Origin of the sequence: Plantactinospora soyae (genome assembly GCF_014874095.1) — a bacterium.
Lineage (GTDB): Bacteria > Actinomycetota > Actinomycetes > Mycobacteriales > Micromonosporaceae > Plantactinospora > Plantactinospora soyae.
The window spans coordinates 5,544,803-5,568,681 of the sequence record NZ_JADBEB010000001.1; the positions used below are offsets into that span (position 1 = coordinate 5,544,803).

At 71.6% G+C, this 23,879-nt stretch carries 6 protein-coding genes; all 6 read left to right on the plus strand.

The features are described 5' to 3' along the window. Window positions 1-529: 529 nt before the first annotated feature. The 6 genes from H4W31_RS24420 to H4W31_RS24445 all read left to right on the plus strand — a co-directional run bounded on the left by H4W31_RS24420 (window position 530) and on the right by H4W31_RS24445 (window position 23,876). Window positions 530-1,555, plus strand: coding sequence for a DUF808 domain-containing protein (locus tag H4W31_RS24420; RefSeq protein WP_192768774.1), 1,026 nt, complete (start codon window positions 530-532; stop codon window positions 1,553-1,555). 787 nt (window positions 1,556-2,342) lie between these two features. Continuing rightward, complete coding sequence (locus tag H4W31_RS24425) at window positions 2,343-16,211, plus strand: hemopexin repeat-containing protein (protein ID WP_192768775.1); 13,869 nt, start codon at window positions 2,343-2,345, stop codon at window positions 16,209-16,211. A gap of 493 nt (window positions 16,212-16,704) precedes the next feature. After that, a complete protein-coding gene (locus tag H4W31_RS24430) occupies window positions 16,705-18,246 on the plus strand; it encodes a hypothetical protein (protein WP_192768776.1) in 1,542 nt (513 codons plus the stop codon). A gap of 341 nt (window positions 18,247-18,587) precedes the next feature. Then, the gene (locus H4W31_RS24435) at window positions 18,588-19,649 is read left to right on the plus strand and encodes an arabinan endo-1,5-alpha-L-arabinosidase (protein WP_225945657.1); all 1,062 of its coding nucleotides are present in this window, start codon (window positions 18,588-18,590) and stop codon (window positions 19,647-19,649) included. A gap of 214 nt (window positions 19,650-19,863) precedes the next feature. Then, entirely contained in the window at window positions 19,864-22,737 is a 2,874-nt protein-coding gene (locus tag H4W31_RS24440) for a helix-turn-helix transcriptional regulator (RefSeq protein ID WP_192768777.1), read from the plus strand. Between the two features lie 320 nt (window positions 22,738-23,057). Beyond that, the gene (locus tag H4W31_RS24445) at window positions 23,058-23,876 is read left to right on the plus strand and encodes an AfsR/SARP family transcriptional regulator (RefSeq protein WP_192768778.1); all 819 of its coding nucleotides are present in this window, start codon (window positions 23,058-23,060) and stop codon (window positions 23,874-23,876) included. Window positions 23,877-23,879 lie beyond the last annotated feature (3 nt).

Consider the following 23,879-nt stretch of genomic DNA (forward strand, 5'->3'; position numbering starts at 1 on the left):
GATCTTGGAGTTGATAGCGAATCCGGACTTGGGTCGGGCTCGGCGGCTGCGCCATCGGATGTAGTCGCCGATCGCGGTGTCCTGCTCGGCATGGCTGCGGGGGTCGGTGCCGTTGAGGGCAAAGTACCGCCCGGCGGCGAACTCGGCCTCGCTTGGCCGAGGCGGCGGGTCGGCGGCGTCCGATCCCGGCGATCGGTGCGACGGCGTGGAACCCGTCGTGGCCCAGCACTGTCAGCGCCGGCCGGGGGCAGCGCCGGGCCGTGATGAACCCGCCGCGCCGTGAAGCCACGGCCTTCGCGACGTAGGCTTCCTCGCGGGGGAAGGGCAGCTCCGCCGGGGACGTCCTCGAACGCCTCCACCGCCACGGCGCAGGCCGGCAGCAGCTTTTCGATCATGCGGGACCGCCGGGGAGCCGGGCGCGTTCATCGGAGCGGGCCGCGACTATGACCGGGCCCTGACATGCCTCGGGCAGAGACCTGAGCGACAATGGGCCAGTCTTGACTCTGCTCAACCCTGGAAGGACCATGCCTTGGCCGGTGGACTCGTAGCCCTGCTGGATGACGTGGCGGTGCTGGCTCGCGCCGCTGCCGCGTCGGTCGATGACATCGGGGCGGCCGCGGCGAAGGCCGGTGCCAAGGCCGCGGGCGTCGTCATCGACGATGCCGCCGTCACGCCGCAGTACGTGCGGAGCCTGGCGTCCGACCGCGAGTTGCCGATCATCAAGCGCATTGCCCTGGGGTCGTTACGCAACAAGTTCTTCATCATCCTGCCGGCGGTGCTGCTGCTCAGTCAGTTCGTGCCCTGGCTGCTCACTCCGATCCTGATGCTCGGCGGCGCCTACCTGTGTTACGAGGGCGCGGAGAAGGTGTGGGCCAGGATCGCCCATCACGATGCCCACGGCGCGGGCGAGGAGAAGCTGCAGGACGAGAAGACGCTGGTGTCCGGAGCCGTACGAACCGACCTGATCCTCTCGGCGGAGATCATGGTCATCACCCTCAACGAAGTGATCAACGAGGCGTTCTGGTCCCGGTTGGCGATCCTGGCTCTCGTCGCCGTCGTCATAACCGTCTTGGTGTACGGCGTCGTGGCCCTGATTGTGCGGATGGACGATGCCGGACTGCGCCTGTCGCAACTCTCCGGCGCGGCCGCCGCGTTCGGCCGCGGTCTGGTGCGGGCGATGCCGGTGGTTCTCACTGTGCTGACGGTGGTCGGCACCGCCGCGATGCTGTGGGTCGGCGGACACATCCTGCTGATCGGCACGGACGAGCTGGGCCTGCACTTCCTGTACGAGGCCGTGCACCACGTGGAGGAAGCCGCACACGATGCTGCCGGTGTTCTCGGCGGGCTCGTCGGCTGGCTCGTCAACACGGTGGCCAGCGCGATCCTCGGGCTGATCGTCGGCGCGCTGGTTGTGTTGGTCATGACACTCACGATCCACCGTCGAAAGCCCGAGGCTGAGGCTGGCACGACTGGCACTGACGGCGTCATGTCCGCGACGCCGAACCCTGCGGCTCCGCGTGGCGACGCTCCTGCGGAGGGGACGCCGCGCGGCTGACCGTTGGATCATCGGCGACTCGACCACGCGGTCAGGGGCACCGTGGCGCTTCTGGGTCGTTGGCTGGTGCCCGGTGAGGTCACCGTCTCGTTCCCGGTCCTGGTCCCCGGCCCTCGCGTGATTGCTGGTCGAAGGGCTGGCCGGACCAGATGTCCTTCGTGGACGTCCTGCTGCTCAACGCCGCCGGCGCCGGGCTGGCGTCGCGCCGCTGGTGGGGCGCTACAGCCAGCGCCTTGCCAGACCGACCTCGAACGGCCTCGTTGCCCTGATGCCGGGCCGCCAACGGTAGGCCGGGTCAGCGGCCCCGGGCGACTCCGCGCAATTCGAAGGGACGGATGCAGCGCGGACCGCACGGGATGACCCGCGGCGTCCGCCCCGCCGGCCGACGCGTCCGGGCCGGCCCGGCTCTGTCGGATATCAGTGTTGACAGCGTGATTCCGCTCTGGATCAAGGTGCCGGGTGCGCCTCCGGAACGTCGGCGTCGACCGGTCCGGGACACCGACGGCACGCCGTCCGAGCAGGATATCGGTCGGTCCGGCGGTCGGTCGGGGACGAATTCCGTCGCCACCGGACAATGCCGGCGCCGGACCGGAGACACCGGATCGATCGGCGGTACGACTGTCGAATCGTATCGACCCTCTTGTCCGGGCGGGAACGATCGGGAGATGCTGTGGCCCGTCGCCGTACGCACCCGTCCGGCCCCACTCCGTCAACGTGTGTCTGGTCGGACCTCGGTTCGGCGGCTTCGCCATGCCCGCATCCCGTCGATCCGACCTTGGGAGGTCGAATGCTCCAGGATGGCTCGCTGCCGAGTTACGACGAACTCTTCGGAGATCTGCCGTACCGCCCCGGCGACGAGGCGCGGACCGTCCACTCACCGGCCGCGTACCTTGCCGACCTGCTTCAGCTGCTGGGGAACGGCCAGGGCGGCGCACCAGCGGAGATCGTCACCCGCCGCCCGGACATCCTGAAGGTCCCGCTCGACGCGGAGCACACCCAGACCGAGCTGCCCTACCTGGACATCGTCAACGAGGTCCTGGAACGGGCGGTCCTGAAAGGGGCGGTCCGGAACGGGCAGGCTGCCGGCGAGAGCGGTGCCGGAAGCGAGGTGGCCGGCGAGAACGAGGACTGCGGCGACGACCAGGACGAAAGCGGGGCCGGGGACGGCGGTACGGACGCGTACGGGATCCTCGCCGAGCTGCGGTACCCGTTCACGATGCCGTTCTCCCTCCCCCACGAGCGGGTACGGCGGCACCTGGCGCACCTCGACGTCGACCCGGCGGAGCTGTACCGGCAGTTCGCCATCGACGTCGACCCGGACACGGTGGTCCGGGAATACCTCGGGTTGACTCCGGCCGAGGTCACGCTGCTGACCACCGAGCTGGCGGACGGGCCCGAGCTGCGCGGCTGCTGGCAGCTCGACGCCGAGGAGCCGTTCGATGTGCTGGAGGCGGTCGACCGGTTCCGTCAGACCACCGCACTGACCGACGCGGAGGTGCTGGAACTGCTGCACCAGAATCTTTCCGCGACCCCGGTCGGCGACCGGCCGGCGGAGCAGGAGGCGGCCTCGGCGTTCTTCGTGCACCAGGCCGGCCTGGTGACCCTGGACGATGAGACGCAATGCCTCCGGCACGATGCCGAGGGTCCGGTGCCGGTCGAGTGGTTCGACCGGGTCAACCGCTTCGTCAGGCTGGCCCGTCGGACCGGACTGGCTCTGTCCGAACTGGACCTCGTGCTCCGGACCTGCTGCGGCAACCGGATCAACCTCGCCGCGCTCCGGACGATCGCGGTGCTCCAGCATCTCCGGCGCGGCTTCGACCTGCCGGTGGACGTCGCCGTCAGCCTGGTCGCGCCGATCGACACCCTCGGGTTCGGGGACGGGCCGATTCCGCAGGACCTGTTCAACCGGATCTTCAACGTACCCTTCGTCGGCGCGGAGCGGTCCGTCCTGCGCGCCTCGGCGTACCTGCCGGCGAGCTACGTGGGGCTCGCTGAGCTGTCCTGCACGGGCGACATCCTGGCTCCGCGCAACGCCGACTACCGCCGCCGGGTCGCTGCCGCACTGTCCCTGACGGAGGCGGACCTGACCGCGGTCGTCAACCGGTTCCGGCGCACCGACGCGTCCGGCCCGTTCGACGGGGAGATCGGCCTGTCCGCGCTCTCCCTGCTGCACCGGGTCGGCCGGCTGGCGACCGCTCTCGGCGTACCGGTCGGCGAACTGCTCGACGTACTCGACGCCCTGGACGCCGACCCCTCGGCCCGGCGGTACCCGGCGTTCCCGGTGCTGCTCGATTCGGGCGCGTCGATCGGGCGGCTCGACGCGGTGCTGGCCGGCGGCGACGTGGCGGCCGGGCTGTGGCTGGTGCAGACGTTGCGCGGCGCCGTGAAGTGGCTGCGCGAGACCGGGCTCTCCGGCCGCGAGCTGATCGGTGTGCTGGGCGGAAGCGTCGGCGCTCCGGCCGGGCCGACCCGGGTTCCGGACGAGCTGCCCGTGCTCTTCGAGCGGCTCCGGCAGGAGTTCGAGGCGGTCGCGTTCGGTCCCGACCTGTTCCGCTCCGACCGGTTCGGGGAGCGGGGTGCCCAGGTGGTGCACGCCGCGCTGGCCGGCGAGGCAGGCGCGGTGGTCTCGGCCCGGGACAACCGGCTGCTCCGGGTCGAGCCCGACGCCGTGGCGTCGGTCGCCTACCGGGCCGTCACCGCGCTGCCGGTGATCGTCGAGGCCGACTTCGTGGGACTCGGGCTCGACGAACGCGGCGCGGCCAAGATCTTCGCCAACCTCCGCGCCTCCGGCTACCTCGAACCGGATGGCGGGCTGGTGCCGGAGCGGCTTCCGGCGACCCCGGACGAGCTGGTTCTCTCCGCCGACTTCTCGGAGTACCGGGAACCGGTGTTCGAACTGATCGCCGCCGCCACCGCCGGTGCCGGCGGCGCGGACGGGGAGCTGCCGGCGGCGCCGGCCGCGTTCTTCCCCTCCGACCTGGTCACCCTCGACGAGCTGACCACCGGGGAGCGCACCGAGCTCTACGACAACCTGGTCTTCAACGGCTATCTCGACCCGGACGGCAACGTGGCGCGGCCGGAGTTCTTCGCCGAGCCCGGCAACGTCGAGACGTTCGGCCTCAACGCCCACCTCGGCGGGGTCACGGAGGATCTCTTCGCCCTGCTGCGGGACCGGGCCGACCGGTTCGGCCGGGAGCGGCTGTCGCTCGACCCGGCGGTCTTCGCGGGGCTCCGGCTGACCGGGCCGCAGCAGGGCGCGCTGCTGCACAGCCTGCGGTTCAACGGCTACCTCGACGCCGGCGACGGCTACCTCGACCCGGTGGCGCTGCTCGACCTCGCGATCAGCGATTTCCACCTGGCCCTGGAACTCCATCCGCACCGGCGGCGCGTCCTCGCCGCCATGCAGGAGCAGGTGCGGCGGGCCCGGGCGGCGGCGTACCGGATGACCGAGGAGGACTTCCGGAACGTCGCGGACGCCGGAGTGGCCCGCCGGGTGATGGCAGAGCTGGTGGGGAACTACCTGGTCGAGAGCCGGGTACCGGTCGAGCGGCTGGCGGACTTCGCCGGCCCCGGAAACAGCCTGGACCTGGCCGGGTTCACCGGGAGCGAGAACGCCACGATCTTCGACCGGATCGCCGCGATCGTCGCCGAGCAGCAGCCGTACCACCTCGACCCCGCCGCCCTCACCGACCTCGGGTTCGGCCCCGAACAGCAGGATCAGCTCGTCGGGTACCTGGTCGGCGCCGGACACCTCACCGAGTCGCTGACGGTTCCGGAGGACCGGCTCGAGTACTTCGGCACCGTGCAGCACGGGCTCGACTTCGTCATCCCCGGGTTGGAGGACTTCAGCCGGGACATCTTCTTCCTGCTCTACGCGATCGCCACCGAGCTGACCGGCGCGACCGCCGAGATCACCGACGCGCTGTCGGCCGGTGAGACCGCGCAGCGGGCGGTGCTCGGCACGGTCGGGCAGGACGTGCTCGGCGTACCCGCGCCGACCGTCGAGGCGATCTGCGTCGCGGTGACCGGCAGCATCGCCGACGCCCTGGAGCTGCTGGTCGTACCCGCGCTCGCCGGTGCCGACCCGGCCGCGCCGGACGCCGGGCTGCACGGTGCGTTCCGCCGGATTCTGGGCTTCGCCCGGCTGGCTGGAAAGCTCGGCCTGGCCGCCGCCGAGGTGACGTGCGCGTTCCGGGACCAGAACCTGGTCGACAAGTTCCCGGAGCCGCTGGTGCTGCCGGCCGAGGTGGACCGGATCGACGCCCTGCTGGAGAGCGCCGACGGACACGTCTACCTGTTCCGGAACCGGTCCTACTGGACCTACTCGGCCGCCACGTACGTCCCGGTGGAGCCGAATCCGAAGCCGCTGGAGGCGCTCTCGTCCCGGTTCGCCGACCTGGCCGGCGTCGACGCCGCCTTCGTCGACGGCACCGGTGCGGAGTGGATCGTCGGGCGGAACGACGGCGGAACGGCGCTGGCCTTCGTCCGGGAGCGCGGCGGCACCCGCTGGGCACCCCGGGCGCAGACCTGGGGGACGGTGGGGAACAACTTCACCGACCCGGCCCGGATCGACGCGGGGTACGTCGACGACGAGGGGCGGATCTACCTGTTCTGCGGGGACCAGTACGTCCGCTACTCCGGATCCGATCACAGCCACGCGGACCAGGGTTACCCCCGCCGGATCGGGCAGTGGTGGGAGAGCGAGCAGCACCGGGTCGGGCTGCCCGCGCCGTTCCGGCGGTCGCTGGACGCGGCGTTCCAGGGTCGGGACGGCCGGACGTACCTGTTCGCCGGCGACCGGTTCGTGGCGGTCGGCGCGGGCGGGGCGAGCGACGGCGACCAGCCGATCGCCGAGAGCTGGGGCAGGGTGCGGAACAACCTGGCCGCGAGGGGCCGGGTCGACGCCGGTTACGTCGCCGGGGCGGCCCAGTACCTCGTCGCCGGCGACCAGGTCGTCCGCTACAGCGACGGTCTGGAGAACGACGGCGTACGGGTGGACCCCGGTTACCCGCTGCGGCTCGGGGCGCAGCTGCCCGGCGTACCGGCGGAGTTCGAAGGTGGCCTGGAGGCGGCCTTCGCCGACCCCACCGGCGCGCTGCACCTGTTCCGGAACGGCCGGACGGTGACGGTCCGCGACGGGTCGGCCGGCGAGGTCGTGCCGACCGCCCGGCGGTGGGGTGTGCTCGGGCCGGTGCTGTCCAGCGGCACCGTGGACGCGGCGATGGTCGGGCTGGACGGCCGGACCTACCTGTTCAGCGGGGACCAGTACCTGCGCTATTCCGGCGCGGACTACTCGGCGGTCGACCTCGGGTACCCGCGCGGCATCGCCGGGAACTGGGGCGGCCTGCGGACGGTCGGCGCCGCGTTCGTGCTGGACGGCGCGACGCACCTGTTCGGCGCGGCCGGGCTGATCTTCGAGGTCGGGCTCGCCCACGCAACCGAGTTGGACGCCGGCCGGCTGCCCCGGTCGGTACGCCAGCGGCTCGCCGAGCACGGCGTGCCGGTCGCCGACGACGCGGCGGTGAGCGGCGCGGCCCCCCAGTGGCGGCTCACCGCCGGGCACCGGATCGACCTGACGCTGCGCCGGACCGGGACCGCGATCGAGGTGCACTGCGATCCGGCGACCGGGACGCCGTTCCACCTGCGCTACTCGACCCCGAACTACGCCACCCCGGACGCCGGCTACCCCCGACCGCTGGCGGACAACTTCTGGAACCTGCCGGAGGAGCTGGTCGGCACAGAGGCGGCGTTCGCTCGGATCGACGCGGTCCTCACCGCCCGGGACAACCGCAGCTACCTCTTCTCCGGCGACCGCTTCGTGGTCTTCGACAACAAGCGGCGCTGGTGGTCCGCGCCGAAGTCGCTGCGGACGGAGTGGGACAGCCTGCCGTTCGACCGGGTCGACGCGGCGTTCGTCGGCGCGGACGGACACACGTACGTCTTCGCCGGGGACCGCTACGTCCGGTACACCGACGGCAACCTGAACCGGGTCGACGACCGGTACCCGGCCCGGATCACGCCGTACTGGGGCAACGTCGTCAACGACATCGCCCGGACCGGCCGGGTCGACGCCGCGCTGGTGGTGGACTCCGCGGCGCTCTTCCCGCCGGGCACGAAGCCCGTTCCGGAGGACGTCGGCCCGACGTACACCTATCTCTTCTCCGGTGAGCAGTTCGTCCGCTACACCGGCACCGGGTACGGGACCGTCGACGACGGGTACCCGAGGAGCCTGGCCGAGCTCTCCGACGAGCCGGTGCTGCGGAACCTCGTCGTGCCGCCGGACCGGGTGGACGCGGCCTTCGCCGACCGGCGCAACGTCTACCTGTTCAGCGGCCCGGAGCTGGCGGTCGTCTCGGCGACCGCATACCGCCGCTACGCCGAGCTGCCCGGATCCGAGCTGCCCGGATCCGAGTCGTCCCGGGCCGAGCTGGCCGGGGTGCGCTGCGCGTACCTGGAAGACGGCGCCGCCCTGGTGGAGCGGGCCGACGGCTGGCACCGGTACGGCGCCCTGGAGGGTACGGCGGTCGACACGACGCCGGTCCGGCCGCGCGGACTGCGGACGGTGCCGGCGGAGTTCCGCACCGGTCTGGACGCCGTGCTGTCCGGGGCGGACGGGAACACCTACCTGTTCAAGGGGACGTCCTGCTTCAACGTCCGGCTCGGTCGCGGCTACCCGCTCGCCCAGGAGTGGGGCCGACCCCGGAACAACATCTACCACCACAACCGGGTGGACGCCGCGTTCGTCGGCCGGGACGGGAAGACCTACCTGTTCAGCGGCGACCAGTTCGTGGCGTACCCGGGGACGGCGTACCTGGACGCGCCGGTCGAGGCCGAACCGCAGCCGGTCGCCGAACACTGGGCAGGGCTGCCCGCCGTGGCCCTCGCCTTCGTGCACGACGAGGTCACGTACCTCTTCGCGCCGCCGGAGGAGGATGGCACCGTCCACTACCTCGCCTACTCCGGCGAGACCTACGGCCAGCCCGACGACGGGTACCCGGCCGTGCTCGACGGGGACTTCTGGGGTATCCCCGAGCCGTACCGCCCGGCCGGCTTCGTGCTGCCGGACGCGGTGCTGGTCGAGGGGGACGGCATGCTGCTCCTGGCCGGGGCGGTGTGCCTGCAACGCGACGGGACCAGCGGCACCTGGTCGTACCCCCGGCCGCTGGAGCGGATCTGGCCGGGTATCGGCTCCGCCGACGGGTTGACCGCCGCGTTCACCGGTCGGGACGGGGCGACCTACTTCTTCTTCGCCGACACGTTCACCCGGTACCACGACCGGACGTTCACCACCCGGGAGCCGATCCGGGAGCGGTGGGGCCGGTCGAGGAACAACTTCCTGACCGACGGCGGCCGGGTCGACGCGGCGGTGGTCATCGACGGGGTCAGCTACCTCTTCTCCGGCGACCAGTACGCCCGTTACTCCGGCACTGACTACCGGTACGCCGACACCGGTTACCCACGCCCGATCGTCGGGAACCTGCGTACGGAGGAACCGTTCGGCAACCTGCCGTCCGGCTTCGACGACGAGCTCGCCGAGCGGGCGCTCGACGGGGCCCGCCCGCTGGTCGACGCGGTGCTCGCCAACGAGCGGAACTGCTACCTCTTCGCCGGTGGCGCGCTGCACGTGGTCTCCCGGAAGCTGGTCGCCAGCTACGAAACGGCCCGACTCGGCCAGGTCCGCAACACCGTCGCCGAGCGGCAGCGGGTCGACGCCGCCCTCGTCACCGACCTGCACACCTTCGTCTTCTCCGGCGACCAGTACGTCCGGTACTCCGGGCGTGACCATGCCGAGGTGGACGACGGGTACCCCCGGACGATCGCCGCCGGGCTTCCCGCCGAACTCGGCATCGCCGACCTGCCGGCCGAGTTCTGCGACGGCATCGACGCGGCGTTCCGGGACGCGGCGGGCCGGACGTACCTCTTCGCCGGTCGGCAGTACCTGCGCGTCGAGGGGACGGCGGCGGTGGCCGCGCCGGTCGCCGGGGCCTGGGGCGCGGTCCGCACCGGGTTCGGCGCCGCGACCCCGGTCGACGCCGCGTTCGTCGGGCCGGCGGGCGAGCTGTACGTCTTCGCCGACGACCAGTACGTCCGCTACCAGCCGGGAAAGCTCGACGCGGTGCAGGAGGGGCATCCCCGGCCGATCCGGGACAACTGGGGCGACCTGCCAGCCGCCTTCGAGCAGGGGGTGGACGGCGCGTTCGTGCTCGCCGGCCGCACCTACCTGTGCCGGGGCGAGGACTACGTCCGGTACTCCGACGACCGCTTCGAGGCGGTGGACCGTACGCTGCCGCAGCCGTTCCGGCACCGCTGGACCGGCGCCGTCGACTACCAGCTGGCCGACCTTCGGACGATCACCCGGTTCGCCGGACTGGCCCGGGCGTACCCCGGCGACGGCGGGCTCGCCACCTTCCTGCTGCCCGGTCCGGAGACCGTCGCCGATCCGTACCGCCACCTCGGCGAGGTGTTCGGCTGGGACGTCGAGGAGCTGAAGTGGTGCCGGCGGCACAGCCGGTTCCTCACCGGCGCCCCGGCCGACGAGGACCGGTTCGAGATCGAGTTCCTGGTCGGGTTGGCCGACCTGTTCGCCTTCGCCGACCGCCTCGGGACCGGGCCGTCCCGGATCCGCGCCGACGTCTGGGCCCGGCTCTACGAGGACGGGACCGACACCGCGGTGGACGGCGCCGCGACCGCGCTGTACGGCCTGCTCGCCCGCCGGCACGGCGCCGCGGAGTGGGCCGTGCTCGCCCCGCGGATCCACGACGAGCTGAACGTGCGGCGGCGGGACGCACTGGTGCCGGTGGTGATCGCGCAGAGCATCGATCGCACCCCGGACGAGGAGAGCACCGATCGCACCCCGGACGCGGAGAGCACCGATCGCACACCGGACGGGCAGAGCACGGGTCGTACCCCGGACGCGCAGAGCAGCGATCGCACCCCGGAGTTTCGCACTTCCCGGGACCTCTACGAGTATTTCCTGCTCGACGTCGAGATGGGCGGGCAGGGCCGGACCTCGCGGGTCCGGGAGGCGATCGCCGCCACCCAGCTCTACGTGCACCGCTACCTGCTGGGCCTGGAGACCGGCCGCGCGAACGACCCGGGCGCCGCGCTGACCCGGCAGCGGCTGAAGGGCTGGTGGGCCTGGATGCGCAGCTACCGGGTCTGGGAGGCGAACCGGAAGGTCTTCCTGCACCCGGAGAACTACCTCCGTCCGGAGCTGCGGGCGAGCAAGACACCGGCGTTCCGGGCGCTTGAGAACGACCTGCTCTCCGGCGAGATCACGGCCGCGTCGGTCGAGCGGGCGTACAAGCGTTACCTGGACGAGTACAGCGAGGTCTCCCGGCTCACCATCGCCGGCGGCTACGTCTACAACCAGGACCGGGATCCGGACGGACGGCGCCGGCTGGTCCTGTTCGGCCGCACCAAGACCGACCCCCGGCGCTACTACTACCGGCGGGCGGAGTTCGGCAGCCGGGAGACGCTCTCCGCGAACTGGGAGCCCTGGCAGCGGGTGGAGGTGCAGATCGACGCCGACCAGGTGCATCCGGTGCACGCGTTCGGCCGGGTCTTCGTCTTCTGGGCCAGCACCGAGAGGGTGTCGCCCGACACCGACCTGGGCAGCACCACGGTGGTGGTCACCGAGAAGGACGAGGAGCAGCGGGTCTCCGGCCAGGCGGCCACCCAACAGGTCAAGATCTACTACTCGTTCTACAACCTGACCGGGGAGTGGGTGCCGGCGCAGACCCTCGGCGCCGGGCGGCGGGAGGAGGGCGTTCTCACCGACGTCACCCTGCTGGTCCGGCCCCGGGTCAAGGAGGGGAGCGGCCGTACCTCGATCGTGGTCTCGGGCTCGTACTTCGTGGTCGATCCGGGCAAGGGCGAGGAGCCGGTCGACAGCGCGGATCCCGCCGACGGCGAGAAGCCGGCCAAGGGCCGGCGGGGCGCCCTGCTCTTCGAGCTCAACCCCGAGCTGTACGCCGACGACCTGCTCGGCACCGAGTGGTGGACCCCGGAGGCCTCCGCCGCACTCGGCGACATCGGGTCGACCTCGGCCGTCACCGTCGCCGCCCGGGTGGCGCAGATCTTCGTCGACCCGGTCGATCCGGCCGGTGTGATCCCGTTCGACTACCCCACCGGATCCGACGCGCTCTCCTGGTTCAGCGTCGACCACAAGGGCGGCAGCTTCCTCTGCCGACCGACCGTGGTCAGCGGAACCGAGGGGACCCGGGGATCGCTGGCCGACAACGAGATCCGGCTGCCGGACTGGTCCCGGGTCGACGCCGCGGTCGAGCTGCCGAACGGCACCCGGTACTTCTTCGACAACGCCGCGCAGGCCTTCGCCACCGCCACCTCGGGCAACCCGCCCGGCCCCGTCGAGTCGACCGGGGCCGGGTGGGGGCGCCTGCGGAGCGTACTGACCGAGGCCGGCGACGTGAACGCGGTGCTGTCTCGCGGCGAGCACACCTTCGTCTTCTCCGGCGAGCGGTACCTCCGGTTCACCGGCACCCCGTTCGTGCTGGCCGACACCGGCTACCCGCGCGGCATCGCCGACAACGACGAGGGATTTCCGCGCTGGTCCTCGGTGGACGCCACGTTCACCGACCGGGACGGGGTCGAGTACTTCTTCTCGCACGACCGCAACGAGTACGTCAGTTCGGACGCGCTGGACGAGCCCCACCCGACGGCGCACTTCTGGACCAGCCGGGGCGGCACGGATCTCGGCAAGCCCGGCGCGTTCCTGGTCACCGAGAACGCCGTCTTCGTGATCTTCGGCGACCGCTACGCCCGGCACACGTTCCCGCCCGCACCCGCGCGCCGGGCCACCCGGGCGAGCCGGTCCCGCAAACCCCCGGTACGGCCGCAGCCGGAGCCAGCGACCGGCCCCTGGCAGGACTCCGGGTACCCGCGACCGCTCTATCTCAATCCGGACGAACTGCCGAGCGGCCTGGTGATCGATGCGGCGCTGCGGCACGGGGGTGTCAACTACTGGTTCGAGAACCGCTACGGGATATACCACGAGCAGGTCGGCGACCAGTGGCTGAACCGTTCGACCTACGCGGCACCCAGCGCGGTGAGCGCCGACGGCCAGGTGGACGCGGCCTGGGTGACGGACGGGCGGCTCTTCCTCACCCGTGGCACGGAGTACCTCCGGTACACCCTCGACGGGAACGGCTCGGCCGCCGAGCTGGCGGACGACTCGTACCCGAGGACGATGCCCCGGCCGATCGAGGCCGCCTTCACCCGCGACGACGACGTCTACCTGTTCAGCGGCGACCAGTACGTGCGGATCGGGGCGGGCCATGAGCCCGGCGCGGCGACCAGGTGGCGGCCGATCGCCGGGAACTGGGGTGAACTGCCCCGGGCCGCGTCCCCGCCGTTCGACGCCGCCCTGGACAGCGGCTCCGGGCTGTACCTCTTCATTGACGGGCACTACGTGGTGCACTCGAAGACGGTGAAGGTGCCGCGCCCGTACGAGCAGGCGGAACTGCCGTTCGAGCTGATCCGGCTCACCACCGGCACCGCCTCGGACCTGAACCGCAAGCTGCTCTCCGGCGGGGTGCCGGCACTGCTCGACCTCAGCACCCAGGAGACCGACGAACTGGCCCTGAGCGTCGATCTGGAGGCGGTCGGAGCGGTCCGGGTACACCGTGACCACGTCGACACCGACCGGCTGCCCACCGGTTCGCACCTGGACTTCGGCAGCGCGAACGGCCTCTACTACGCCGAGATCTTCTTCCACGCACCGTTGCTGATCGCGCAGACGCTCAACGGCGCCCAGCGATTCGCCGATGCCCGCCAGTGGTACGAGTACATCTTCGACCCCACCAACCCGGACTCGTACTGGCGTTTCCTGCCCTTCCTCGCCGCCGACCTGGCGGTGCTCGCCGACAGCATCGCCGGCGACCTGGCCGAGCTACGCGCGCTGCGCCTGGACCCGGCCGACCTGGCGAAGGTCCTGAGCCCGGTGCTGGCCGCGCTGCACACGCTGGCCCCGTCGGTGACGGAGAACCGCAAACCCGCCAGCGAGCAGGAGGAGAAGGCCCTGTTGAGGATCACCTCGACCGTGGACGCCGTCGCCACCGCCCTGCGCGATCTGCCCGGCGGGGATCTGCCCGGCAGGGAACTGACCGACGCGCAGCAGGCTGTGCTGGCGAGCCTGGGCGAGCGGGTCGCCGTCCTCGCCGGGCTGAAGAAGCAGTTCGACGTGCTCGGCGACCGGGAGGGGCTGCTGAAGGCGTACCGGGACAACCCGTTCGACCCGCACGCCATCGCCGACCTGCGCCCGGTCGCGCACCGCCGGGCGGTCGTGCTCGGCTACATCGACAACCTGCTCGACTGGGGCGACCTGCTGTTCGGGCAGTACACCCCGGAGAGCGTCGACGAGGCGCGGATGCTCTACGTGCTCGCGTACGACCTGCTGGGCGAGCCATCCGTACGGCTCGGCACCCGGTTGCCGTCGGAGACGCAGAGCTTCGGCGAGCTGGACGCCGATTGCGGAGCGCTCGACCTGATCGGCTATCTGACCAGCGATGGCGCGTTGCTGGAGGGCAGCGGGGCCATGCACGCCAGCGTGACGAGCGGGTACTTCCACATCCCGGCCAACACCGTTTTCGCCGAGTACCGGACCCGGGTCCAGGACCGGCTGCGGAAGATCCGGGACTCGCTGAACATGCTCGGCATCGCCCAGCCGCTTCCGCTGTTCGCCCCGCCGATCGACCCGATGGCACTGGTCCGCAGCGTCGCCTCCGGCGCCGGCCTGGACACCGTGGCGGCCGGCGCGTCGGTGGCACCGCCGCCGTACCGGTTCGCCGTGATGTTCCGCAGGGCGCAGGACCTGGTGGACAGACTCCGGCAGTTCGGCGGCGAGCTGCTGGCCGCCCTGGACCGGCGGGACACCGAGGAACTCGGCATGCTGCGCGCCCGGCAGGAGGGAGCCATCCTCGAACTGACCCGGGACGTCAGGGAGGCACAGATCCGGATCGCCGGCGAGCAGCTCGCCGAGCTGACCTCCGGGCAGGTCGCCGCGCAGGAACGCGCCGGCCACTACCAGAAGCTGATCGAGGAGGGGATGTCCGCGCTGGAGCGGACCCAGCTCGACCTGATGACCTCGGCCGCCGCCGCGCACTTCGCGTCCAGCGTGCTCAAGGTCGCGGCCGGCATCGTGTACGCCGTACCGCAGGTCAAGGCCGGTCCGTTCATCATCGGCGTGGAATCCGGCGGGCGGCAGCTCGGCGACTCCATCGACAAGGCGTCCGAGGTCAGCGAGTCGCTCGGCGAAGGACTCAGTGTGGTCGGCGAGGCGCTGGGCATGCGGGCCCAGCACGAGCGGACCGCGAGCGACTGGGACCTGCAACTGCGGACCGCGCAGAGCGACCTGGTGCAGATCGGCCACCAGCTGACCACCGCCAACCACCAGCTCGCGATCGCCCGGCGCGAGGCCGAACTGCTCGCCCGGGAGATCGCGCACGGCGAGGAGGTCGACGCGTTCCTGCGGGACAGGTTCGGCACCGCCGAGCTGCACGGCTGGATGGCGGGACAACTCGGGGCGCTGTACTTCCAGGCGTACCACCTGGCGCACGAGGTGGCGCGCTCGGCCGAGCGGGCGTACCAGTTCGAGCGCGGGGTACCGGAGGCGACGGTCAGCCACATCCGGTCGACGTACTGGGAGAGCCGGCGGGCCGGACTGCTCGCCGGGGAGAGCCTGGCGTTGGACCTGGAGCGGTTGGGCAAGGCGTACGCCGACACCGACAACCGGGGGCTGGAGATCACCAAGCAGGTCTCCCTGCTGGCCCTGGACCCGCTGGCACTGCTGCGGCTGCGGGAGACCGGCAGTTGTGAGTTCGCCCTGACCGAGGCGGAGTTCGACCAGGACTTCCCCGGCCACTACCGGCGGCAGCTCCGTACCCTGACGGTCAGCTTCGTCGACGCCGACGGACAGACGTTGTGGATCAACGCGATGCTGACCCAGGTGAGTCACAAGACGGTGCTGGAGCCGGACCCGAAGGCGGTCAAGTACCTGCTCGACCCGGTGGGCCCGGTCCCGGCGACGATCCGGGCCGACTGGCGGCCGAGTCAGCAGATCGCGCTGTCCGAGGTCAACGGCGACAACAACGGCCTGTTCGAGCTGCGCTACGACGACGACCGGTACCTGCCGTTCGAGCGGACCGGGGCGGTCTCGACCTGGCGGTTGGAACGCTCCGGACGGATGGTGACGCCCCCGTACGACGTCGTGCTCACCGTCCGGTACCAGGCGGAGAACGGCGGGCAGGTCTTCGCGAACGCGGTACGCGGCATGCTGAAGCCGCACCCGGCGGCCCGGTTCTTCGACCTGGCCCGCGAGTTCCCCACCGAGTGGGCGGCGTTCCTCGAGGGCGACAGCGGGGAACTCGTGCTGCCACTGACCCCGGAGTTCTTCCCCGACATGGGCAGCCGGCAGATCGGTTCGGTGCACGCCAGCTACGACGTGGCCGGCGGCGTCGCCTTCGCCCTGCTGCTCGCCGGGCAACAGAACCTGGAGCTGCCGCCCGGACGGCTGCTGCCGACCCCGGGACTGACCATCGGCACCGATCCGGGGTCGCCGCTGGTCCTCACCGCGCGGGGCGACCGGCAGGCCGTCCGCAACGTCGGACTGGTCCTGACCTACCAGGCGCAGGTGTGATGGACCACCTACCAGGCGCGGCTGTGCGGGACCACGTACCAGGCGCGGTTGTGCGGGACCGCCGAGCGGCCGCTGATTCCCGGCTGAACACCAGATCCGATGCGGAGGAAGCAACCTGATGTCAGGACCGAAACGGAGCGGGTCACCCCCGAAGCCCAACCGGCAGGGCGGGCCGCCCACCCCCGGCAGGCCAGCCCCCCAGCGCAATGTGGACCCGCCACCGGGCAATGCGCCGCCGCGCCCGCCCCGCCCGGACCTCGGTCAGCCGCTGGCACGACCGGGCAACCCACAGCCCCAACCACTCCGCCCGGGCATCAATCCGCCACCGCCCCTGCAGCGGAGGACGGACCGGCCACCGAGCAACGCGTCGACCACACCACCCCGGCTGGACATCAATCCACAACTGGCACCACAGAAGAAGCCACCACCGCGACCACCCCGCCCGGACCTCGACCCAGAAGTGGTGCCACCGGGCAGGCCAGCTCCGCCATCGGTGGCACGGCTCCCGAGCGGCGCGGTTCGGGTCCTTCCCACCGGGCCGTTCCCGGCGCTCACCAGGACACCACCACAGGCCCCGACGGACCGGACCGGTACGTCCGTCCCGCTGCAACCGCTGACCAGGCGTACCCAGGGGTCGGTCGGGGGTGTCCCCCCGGTCGTACAGCCCGGACCGCAGCCCACCGGCGGCGGCTTCCGAACCACTCCGCGCCGGGTACTGCGTCGCGAGGACCGGACCGCGCTGGAGACGTTCCTGGCGCAGCATCCCGAGGGCTCGGCGTCGATAACCGTCGCCCTACGGGCGGCGTTGGAGGATGTCCTGGCCAGGGATGCCGATGCCGAGCTGAGCGAGCGGGAGCTGGCCGCTGTCCAGGCGGTCCTGGCGCGCAGGGACGTCCAACGGTTGACCGGCGGCGTCAGGACCGGCGCAAACCTGGGGCAACAGCCGGTGACCGCGCCCGGTCCCGTGCCGACCGAGAAGCCGGTGGACCCCTTCGCCGAGCAGGTCGCCGCCATTGCGCAGGAAGTAAGTGACAACGCGGGTCCCTTCACGGCGTTCATCCTCAGACACCTGGCCAGGATCGGGAGTACTGAGCTGTCCACTCCCCGACTGATCGAGGTCGTCGAGGAGGTTGGCACCCGACTGTATGCCCTCGCGATGGGGGAGGATCTCACCGACGACTCCCCGTACGCCCGGCTCGCTCGGGAGATCGCCGGCGCCGTCGAGCAACCCGGGCAACTTCAGCAGACACTCGGCATGCATGCCCCACCGGCCATTCCCCGCGCCCAGATCGAAAGATTGAACCGGTTCCTGAGCGACCACCCGCAGCTGGTCGCCGCCTTCCGGCGCAACGGGCTGAGTTTCAAGTTCAACGCTGATCTGGCGAGGAAGATTGGTGGGCTGTACACGCATGGTGACAAGACCATTCACATGGAAGAGCTGCCCGGACTCGCACCCGAGGTGTTCCTCCGGCTCTTCCTGCACGAGGCCGGGCACGCCACCTTTCAACGAGCCCTGCTGCGCGGGCAGGAGCTGCCGGCGATCCTCGACAAGGCGGATGGTCTGAACCTGCTGATCCGGCTGGAGAACGTCGGACGGACGATGGCGGATCCGTCCGGACCGGCCCAGTCCCTGCTGGGGCGGCCCCAACTCGAGCACCTGCAGGAGGAACTGACGACGATCCAGGAGACCCTCGAGGACCAGGCCCCGGTGGCGGCGTTCGAGCAGCTCTCCGCCGACGCCCAGCGGATGTACCGCGCGTGGCTGGTGCTGCGCGAATCCGGCGGAGCCGGTCTGCTGGCGATCGCGCTGGTCGGCTTCGCCTCGGAGGGGGAGCGCCGGATTTATCAGGCGGACACGTTCATTGAGTTCCTGGCGGAGGTCTTCATGCAGACAGCCATGGGCGACATAGCGGTCCACCTGCGGAGGGTGCTGGACGAGGAAGGCGACTCCCCGATCGGGCAGGCCTGGGCCGCCGTGCGGGACATTCTCGTCAAGTACGCCGTCCCGATACTGCGGGCACCGACGAGGTCTTGACGAGGGGCGGCCTGGCGCCCCGCCGGCCCGCCCCGGTCACCGGGATCGTGTGGAAGATCCCTCACCTCCGCCTGGTGCTCGGCCAGTGTGATCGCTAACAGCTTTCGTCCACTCTCTCTGAGGGGCATGGACGTGCGCTCCACCTCGATGTGTTGCTTCGGGTCAGAAGCCTTGAACTAGAACTAAGTGAGCGCTAACATCGATACTCATATAAATATCATGGCTTTGTGTGACGACGTTTCCGCTGCTGTGCTCACCGCACATGTCGAGCCGCGCAGCCGGAGCGACCGTGCCCCTTCCCGGCGTCCGGAACACGAGGCCCACGCCCTTACGGAGGGACCATGTCCAGACCTCGGGTGAGCGGACTCGGCTGGCGCACCATGTCGGCGGGTGCCCTGGCCGTCGCACTGCTGGCCGCCAACATCACCACGCTGAGCGCGCAGGCCGGTACGACCTCGTCGAGCCCCGCGGCCGGCGTGCCGCGGCCGATGCCTGCGGCGACGCCGACCACGCCGCCGTCCTCGTATCCCATTCCGGGTGCGGTGTCGGGTGCCACGGGCACGCACGACCCGACGATGGTCAAGACGCCGAGTGGCGGATACATCGTGGCCCAGACCGGCAACAACATTCCACTGACGACGTCCACGGACCGGACGGCGTTCCGCGGCGCCGGCGCCGTCTTCCCCAACGGCGCCTCGTGGACGACGCCGTACACGGGGGGCGGGCGAAGCCTGTGGGCCCCCGATATCTCGTACCACAACGGCCAGTACTACCTGTACTACTCGGCATCGACGTTCGGGTCCAACTATTCCGCGATTTTCCTGGCCACCAGCGGCACCGGCGCCTCGGGCAGCTGGACCAACCAGGGCCTGGTCATCCAGTCGAACACCTCGGACAACTTCAACGCGATCGACCCGAACCTGATCGTGGACGACTCCGGACGGTGGTGGCTGAGCTTCGGCTCGTTCTGGTCCGGGATCAAGCTGGTCGCGCTGAACCCCTCCACCGGCAAGCGGTCCGACACGACGGTACGCAGCATCGCCGGCCGCAACGGCGGAGCGATCGAGGCGCCGTACATGTTCAAGCACGGCTCCTACTACTACCTGTGGGTGTCGTTCGACCGCTGCTGCCAGGGCGCGTCGAGCACGTACCGGATCATGGTCGGCCGGTCGGCGAGCCCGACGGGTCCGTTCGTGGATCGCAACGGCACCGCCATGACGGCCGGTGGCGGCACTCAGATGCTGGCCAGCCACGGCAGCATCCATGGGCCCGGCCACCAGGCGGTGTTCGCCGACACCGACAGTGAGGTGCTCGCCTACCACTACTACGCCAACAATGGCGCCTCATTCCTCGGGATCAACCTGATCGGCTACGACTCCGCCGGCTGGCCGTTCGTCTACTAGGCCGACCACTCCGGGACGCTCGCGCCGGCCGACGGGCGTCCCGGACCGGTCGGCGACCCGGTTCTTCGCCTGACGCGCCCGTCGGGGCACTCTTTTCGACAAACTGTTTACATTCTTGAACTTCGATGCCGCCGCCGGTCTGCCCCGGTGCGTGTCGGCTAATATGCATCGGTGAATGCCGCTCCTCCTTCCATTCTGGTCCTGTGTCGTCGTCATGTTTCCCGTTGAGCTGCCAACTGTCTGGGCCGGACGGGAGAAGGAGCTGGCCGTGCTGCACGCGGCCGTCGAGGCCACCAGCCAGGGCCGGGGTTCGGTGCTCTGGGTGGAGGGCGAGGCCGGCATCGGCAAGTCTTCCCTGATCGCCACCGGACTGGGCAGCGGGACCGGGACGCCTGAGGTGTTGTGGGGCACCGCCGATCAGTTGTCCCACCGCTTTCCGCTGCGGGTGATGCTGGACTGCCTCCAGATACGGCCGCGCTCCTCGGATCCCCGCCGGGCCCGGATCGCCGAGTTCCTGCGGGACCGGCGGCCAGGGCTGTTCGCCGCGGACGATGTCGCCTACACCGCCACGGAGATGCTCGTGTCGCTGGTCGACGAGTTGTGCACCGACACCCCCACCGTGCTGGTCCTCGACGACCTCCAGTGGGCCGACGAGGCGTCGCTGATGCTGTGGCACCGGCTCGCCCTGGCCGCCGAGGAGCTTCCGCTGCTGCTGGTCAGCGCCACTCGCCCGGTACCGTCCCGCCAGGACGTACAGACGTTGCGAGCGGCCACACTCCGCCGCGGCGGCACCCTGCTTCCACTTGGCGCGCTCAGTGCGGACGACGTCCGTACCGTGGTCACCGGAATGCTCGGCGTGCCGCCGGGGCCCGCGCTCAACCGAATGCTGGGGCGGGCCATGGGCAACCCGCTGTATCTGCGTGAACTGCTCGACGCCATGGCCCGGGAGCAGACGGCCGGCGCCGCGCTGACCGACGGCGAGCTCACCGACGACGCCTTCGAACGGGTCCCGGCCTCCTTCGCGGCCGCGCTGAGTGACCGGCTCAGCGTGGTGTCGGCGGCCACCGCCCAGATGTTGCGCACCGCGTCACTGCTCGGCGGCGAATTCGCCGTCACCGACCTCGCCGCGCTGCTGCGTCGGACGGCCTCGGACCTCGCCGACGGCCTGCAGGACGCGGTAGCCGCCGGCATCGTCGTCGGCGTCGGCGACCAGCTCACCTTCCGGCACCCGCTGATCCGCCAGGCCCTCTACGACAGTGTGCCGGTCGCGCTGCGCGCGGCGCTGCACTGCGAGGCGGCGAGAGCGCTGGCGGCGGCCGGCGCCGAACCGCTGCGGGTGGCCCAGCAGCTCCTGGCGGCCGGCCGTCCGGGTGACGAGTGGACCCGCACCTGGGTTGTCGAGGCGGCACCGGCACTGGCCGCCCGAGCCCCGGACATCGCGACGGAACTCCTGCAACGGGAGCTGGAGGCGAGCCAACTCGACCGGGCCGACCAGGCCGCCCTGACCGTCGAACTCGCCCGGGTACTGCTCGACGCGAGGCGTCATCCGGAGGCCGCCGACCGGGCCCGGCAGGCGCTCACCGTGGTGGCCCGGGCGGATCACCGGGCCGAGATGTCCTCGGTACTGGCCCGGACGCTGTTCAGCCAGGGCCGCAACGAGGAAGCGGTGGACGTCGTACGCGGTGCACTCGGCCGTCCGGATGTGACCGCGACGTGGCGGGCCCGCCTGCTGGCCTCGCTGTCGATGTTCGAGCGTGCCAGCACCGGCGACCTGGACACCGCCGACGGCACGGCACGCCAGGCGCTGCGGGTCGGGGAGGAGGCCGGGGACGCCTTCGCCACCGCCTATGCGTTGACCGACCTGTGGCTGACCCACTCGGTCCGCCGCAGCCACGACGCCGCCCTCGGCTACGTCGACCGGGCACTGACGGTTCTGGGTGACGCACCCGAGCACACCGACCTGAGGACCCTCGCCTTCGACAGCCGGATCTTCACCCTGCAGAACCTCGATCGGTGGCCGGAGGCGGAGGCGACCCTGCGCCGGGCGCGCGACCTGGGCCAACGGGTCGGTGGGTCCGGCCAGGGCATCTCGGCGGTCACCGCGGCCGTGCTGCTGTACTGGCTCGGCCGCTGGGACGACGCCCTGGCCGAACTCGACGCCGTCGACGGGGACGGCACCGGAATCACGTACTCCGGGCTCCGTGAGCGGGGGCCGGCGTTGCTCTGGCACGGTGTCGCCGCGTTGATCGCCGTACACCGCTGTGACAGCGGCGGCGCGGCCGAGCACCTCCGGGCCGGACTCGCGCTTCCCGTCCGGACCGTCGCCGACCGGGAGAACCGCGACTTCCTGCTCGCCGCCGGGGCGCTCGCCGCCGAGCAGGAGGGGGAGCCGGCGCGGGCGCTGTCGCTGCTGTCGGCGGTCCTGGAACGTGGACCCGGCGAAATGACCCTGCTCCACCAGTGGGTGCCCGAACTGGTTCGACTCGCGGTGACAGTCGACGACCGGCCGGCGGCGCGGGTGGCTCTGCGCGCCTGCCGGGCCGAGGCCGCGGCGGAGTCCCGGCCAGGTCGGGCCGCCGCGGCGGTGCGCCGGTGTCAGGGCCTGTTCGACGACGATCCGGCGCCGCTGCACGAGGCGGTCGCGTACTACCGGTCGGTCGGCTCGCCGGTGGAGCTGACCGGCACGCTGGAGGATCTGGCCGCGGTGCTCGCCCTGCGCGGCCAGCAGGCGGAGGCGCGGACGCTGCTGGGCGAGGCCGTCGACCGGTACGACGCCCTCGGCGCGGTCTGGGACATCCGCCGGGCCGAGGGGCGGCTCCGGCGCCACGGCGTCCGTCGGGGCGTCCGTGGCCCCCGGCCGGCCCGGGCACAGGTCGGCTGGGAGGCGCTGACCCCGACCGAGACCCGGGTGGCCGCCCTGGTGGCCGAGGGACGGTCCACGCCGGACATCGCCAGGGAGCTGTACCTCTCCCGGCGTACCGTGCAGACCCACATCTCGCACGTCCTCGGCAAACTCGGCGTACGAAGCCGGGTGGAGATCGCCCGGGAGGCGTTGCGCCGCGAGACGGTGTCCGGCGCGGGATCCTGACCCGCGGACACCGCCGGCCCGACCGGCTTCTACCTCCGGAGACATCCGTCATCTGACGTTGCGGAGTCGGCGGCGGAGTCGGAACGGGCGGTCCGGCCGGTGCCCCGGGAGTGGCCCACCCGGCGGTTCTGGCCCGGGCGTGCGCCGTGGCCGCCCGGCGTCCCGGCCCGCAGCCGTCCGGCGGCACCGGTCGGGGTCGCCGGATCCGACCACCGGCCGGTGCCCGGATCGGTTCGCGTCAACTGGCCGATGTCCGCACGGCGCCGCTGGCCCAGCATGTATCTGGACGCCGACCGATGGGGGACGGAGGAGTTCCGGAGATGGGATATTCGAGGCACCAGCCGATTCGGGGACGGACGGCTGGTGAGGTGGGACCGGAGGCCGGGCCACTGCCGGCGCACGCCGGCCCGCCGCTCGTGTTGCGCTGTTTCGGCGGGTTCCACCTGGAGATCCCGGGACGGCAGTTGGATTGGGCGACGGTACGGCCGCGGGTCCGCGCCCTGCTGCGCTTCCTGGCCGCCCACGGTGGCCGGCCGGTGCACCGCGAGATCATCCTGACCGCGCTCTGGCCGGAACTGCCGGTCCGGACCGGGATCCGTAACCTGCACGTCGGCGTCTCCACGCTTCGGGCGTTCCTCGAACCCGGCGTGCGGCGCGGTGGATCCCGGTTCGTGCGGCGCGACGCCGAGTCGTACCTGCTGGCCCTGCCGTCCACCGCGCGCTGCGACGTGCGTTCGTTCGAGGTGGCGGTCGCGGGCTGGCGCCGGGCCGTCGGCACCGGAGCGCGGGGCGCCGCGGCGTCCGTCCTGCGGGAAGCCCTCGCCCAGTACGGCGGCGATCTGCTGCCCGAGGAGGGCCCGGCCGAATGGGTCGTGGCCGAACGCGACCGCTACCGCACCCTGGCGGCGGAGTCGGCGGCGACACTCGCCGCGCTCGAGCTGGAGGCGGGGCATTTCGCGGCGGCGGTCGCGGCGGCGCGGCGCGGACTTGAGATCGACGGGTTCCGTGACGACGCCTGGCGGGTGCTGGCCGAGGCACATCAGCGCTCCGGCGACCCGGCCGCCGCCGCGCGGGCGCGCAGTGGGTACGACCGGGTGCTGCGGACGCTCGGGGTGTCCGGGCCGGCCTGGGCGGCGTGAGCG

Excerpts from the sequence above, each read along its gene's own strand:
- H4W31_RS24425 (WP_192768775.1), top strand. The coding sequence starts at position 2,343 with ATGCTCCAGGATGGCTCGCTGCCGAGTTACGACGAACTCTTCGGAGAT.
- H4W31_RS24435 (WP_225945657.1), top strand. The coding sequence starts at position 18,588 with ATGTCCAGACCTCGGGTGAGCGGACTCGGCTGGCGCACCATGTCGGCG.
- H4W31_RS24440 (WP_192768777.1), top strand. The coding sequence starts at position 19,864 with ATGTTTCCCGTTGAGCTGCCAACTGTCTGGGCCGGACGGGAGAAGGAG.
- H4W31_RS24445 (WP_192768778.1), top strand. The coding sequence starts at position 23,058 with ATGGGATATTCGAGGCACCAGCCGATTCGGGGACGGACGGCTGGTGAG.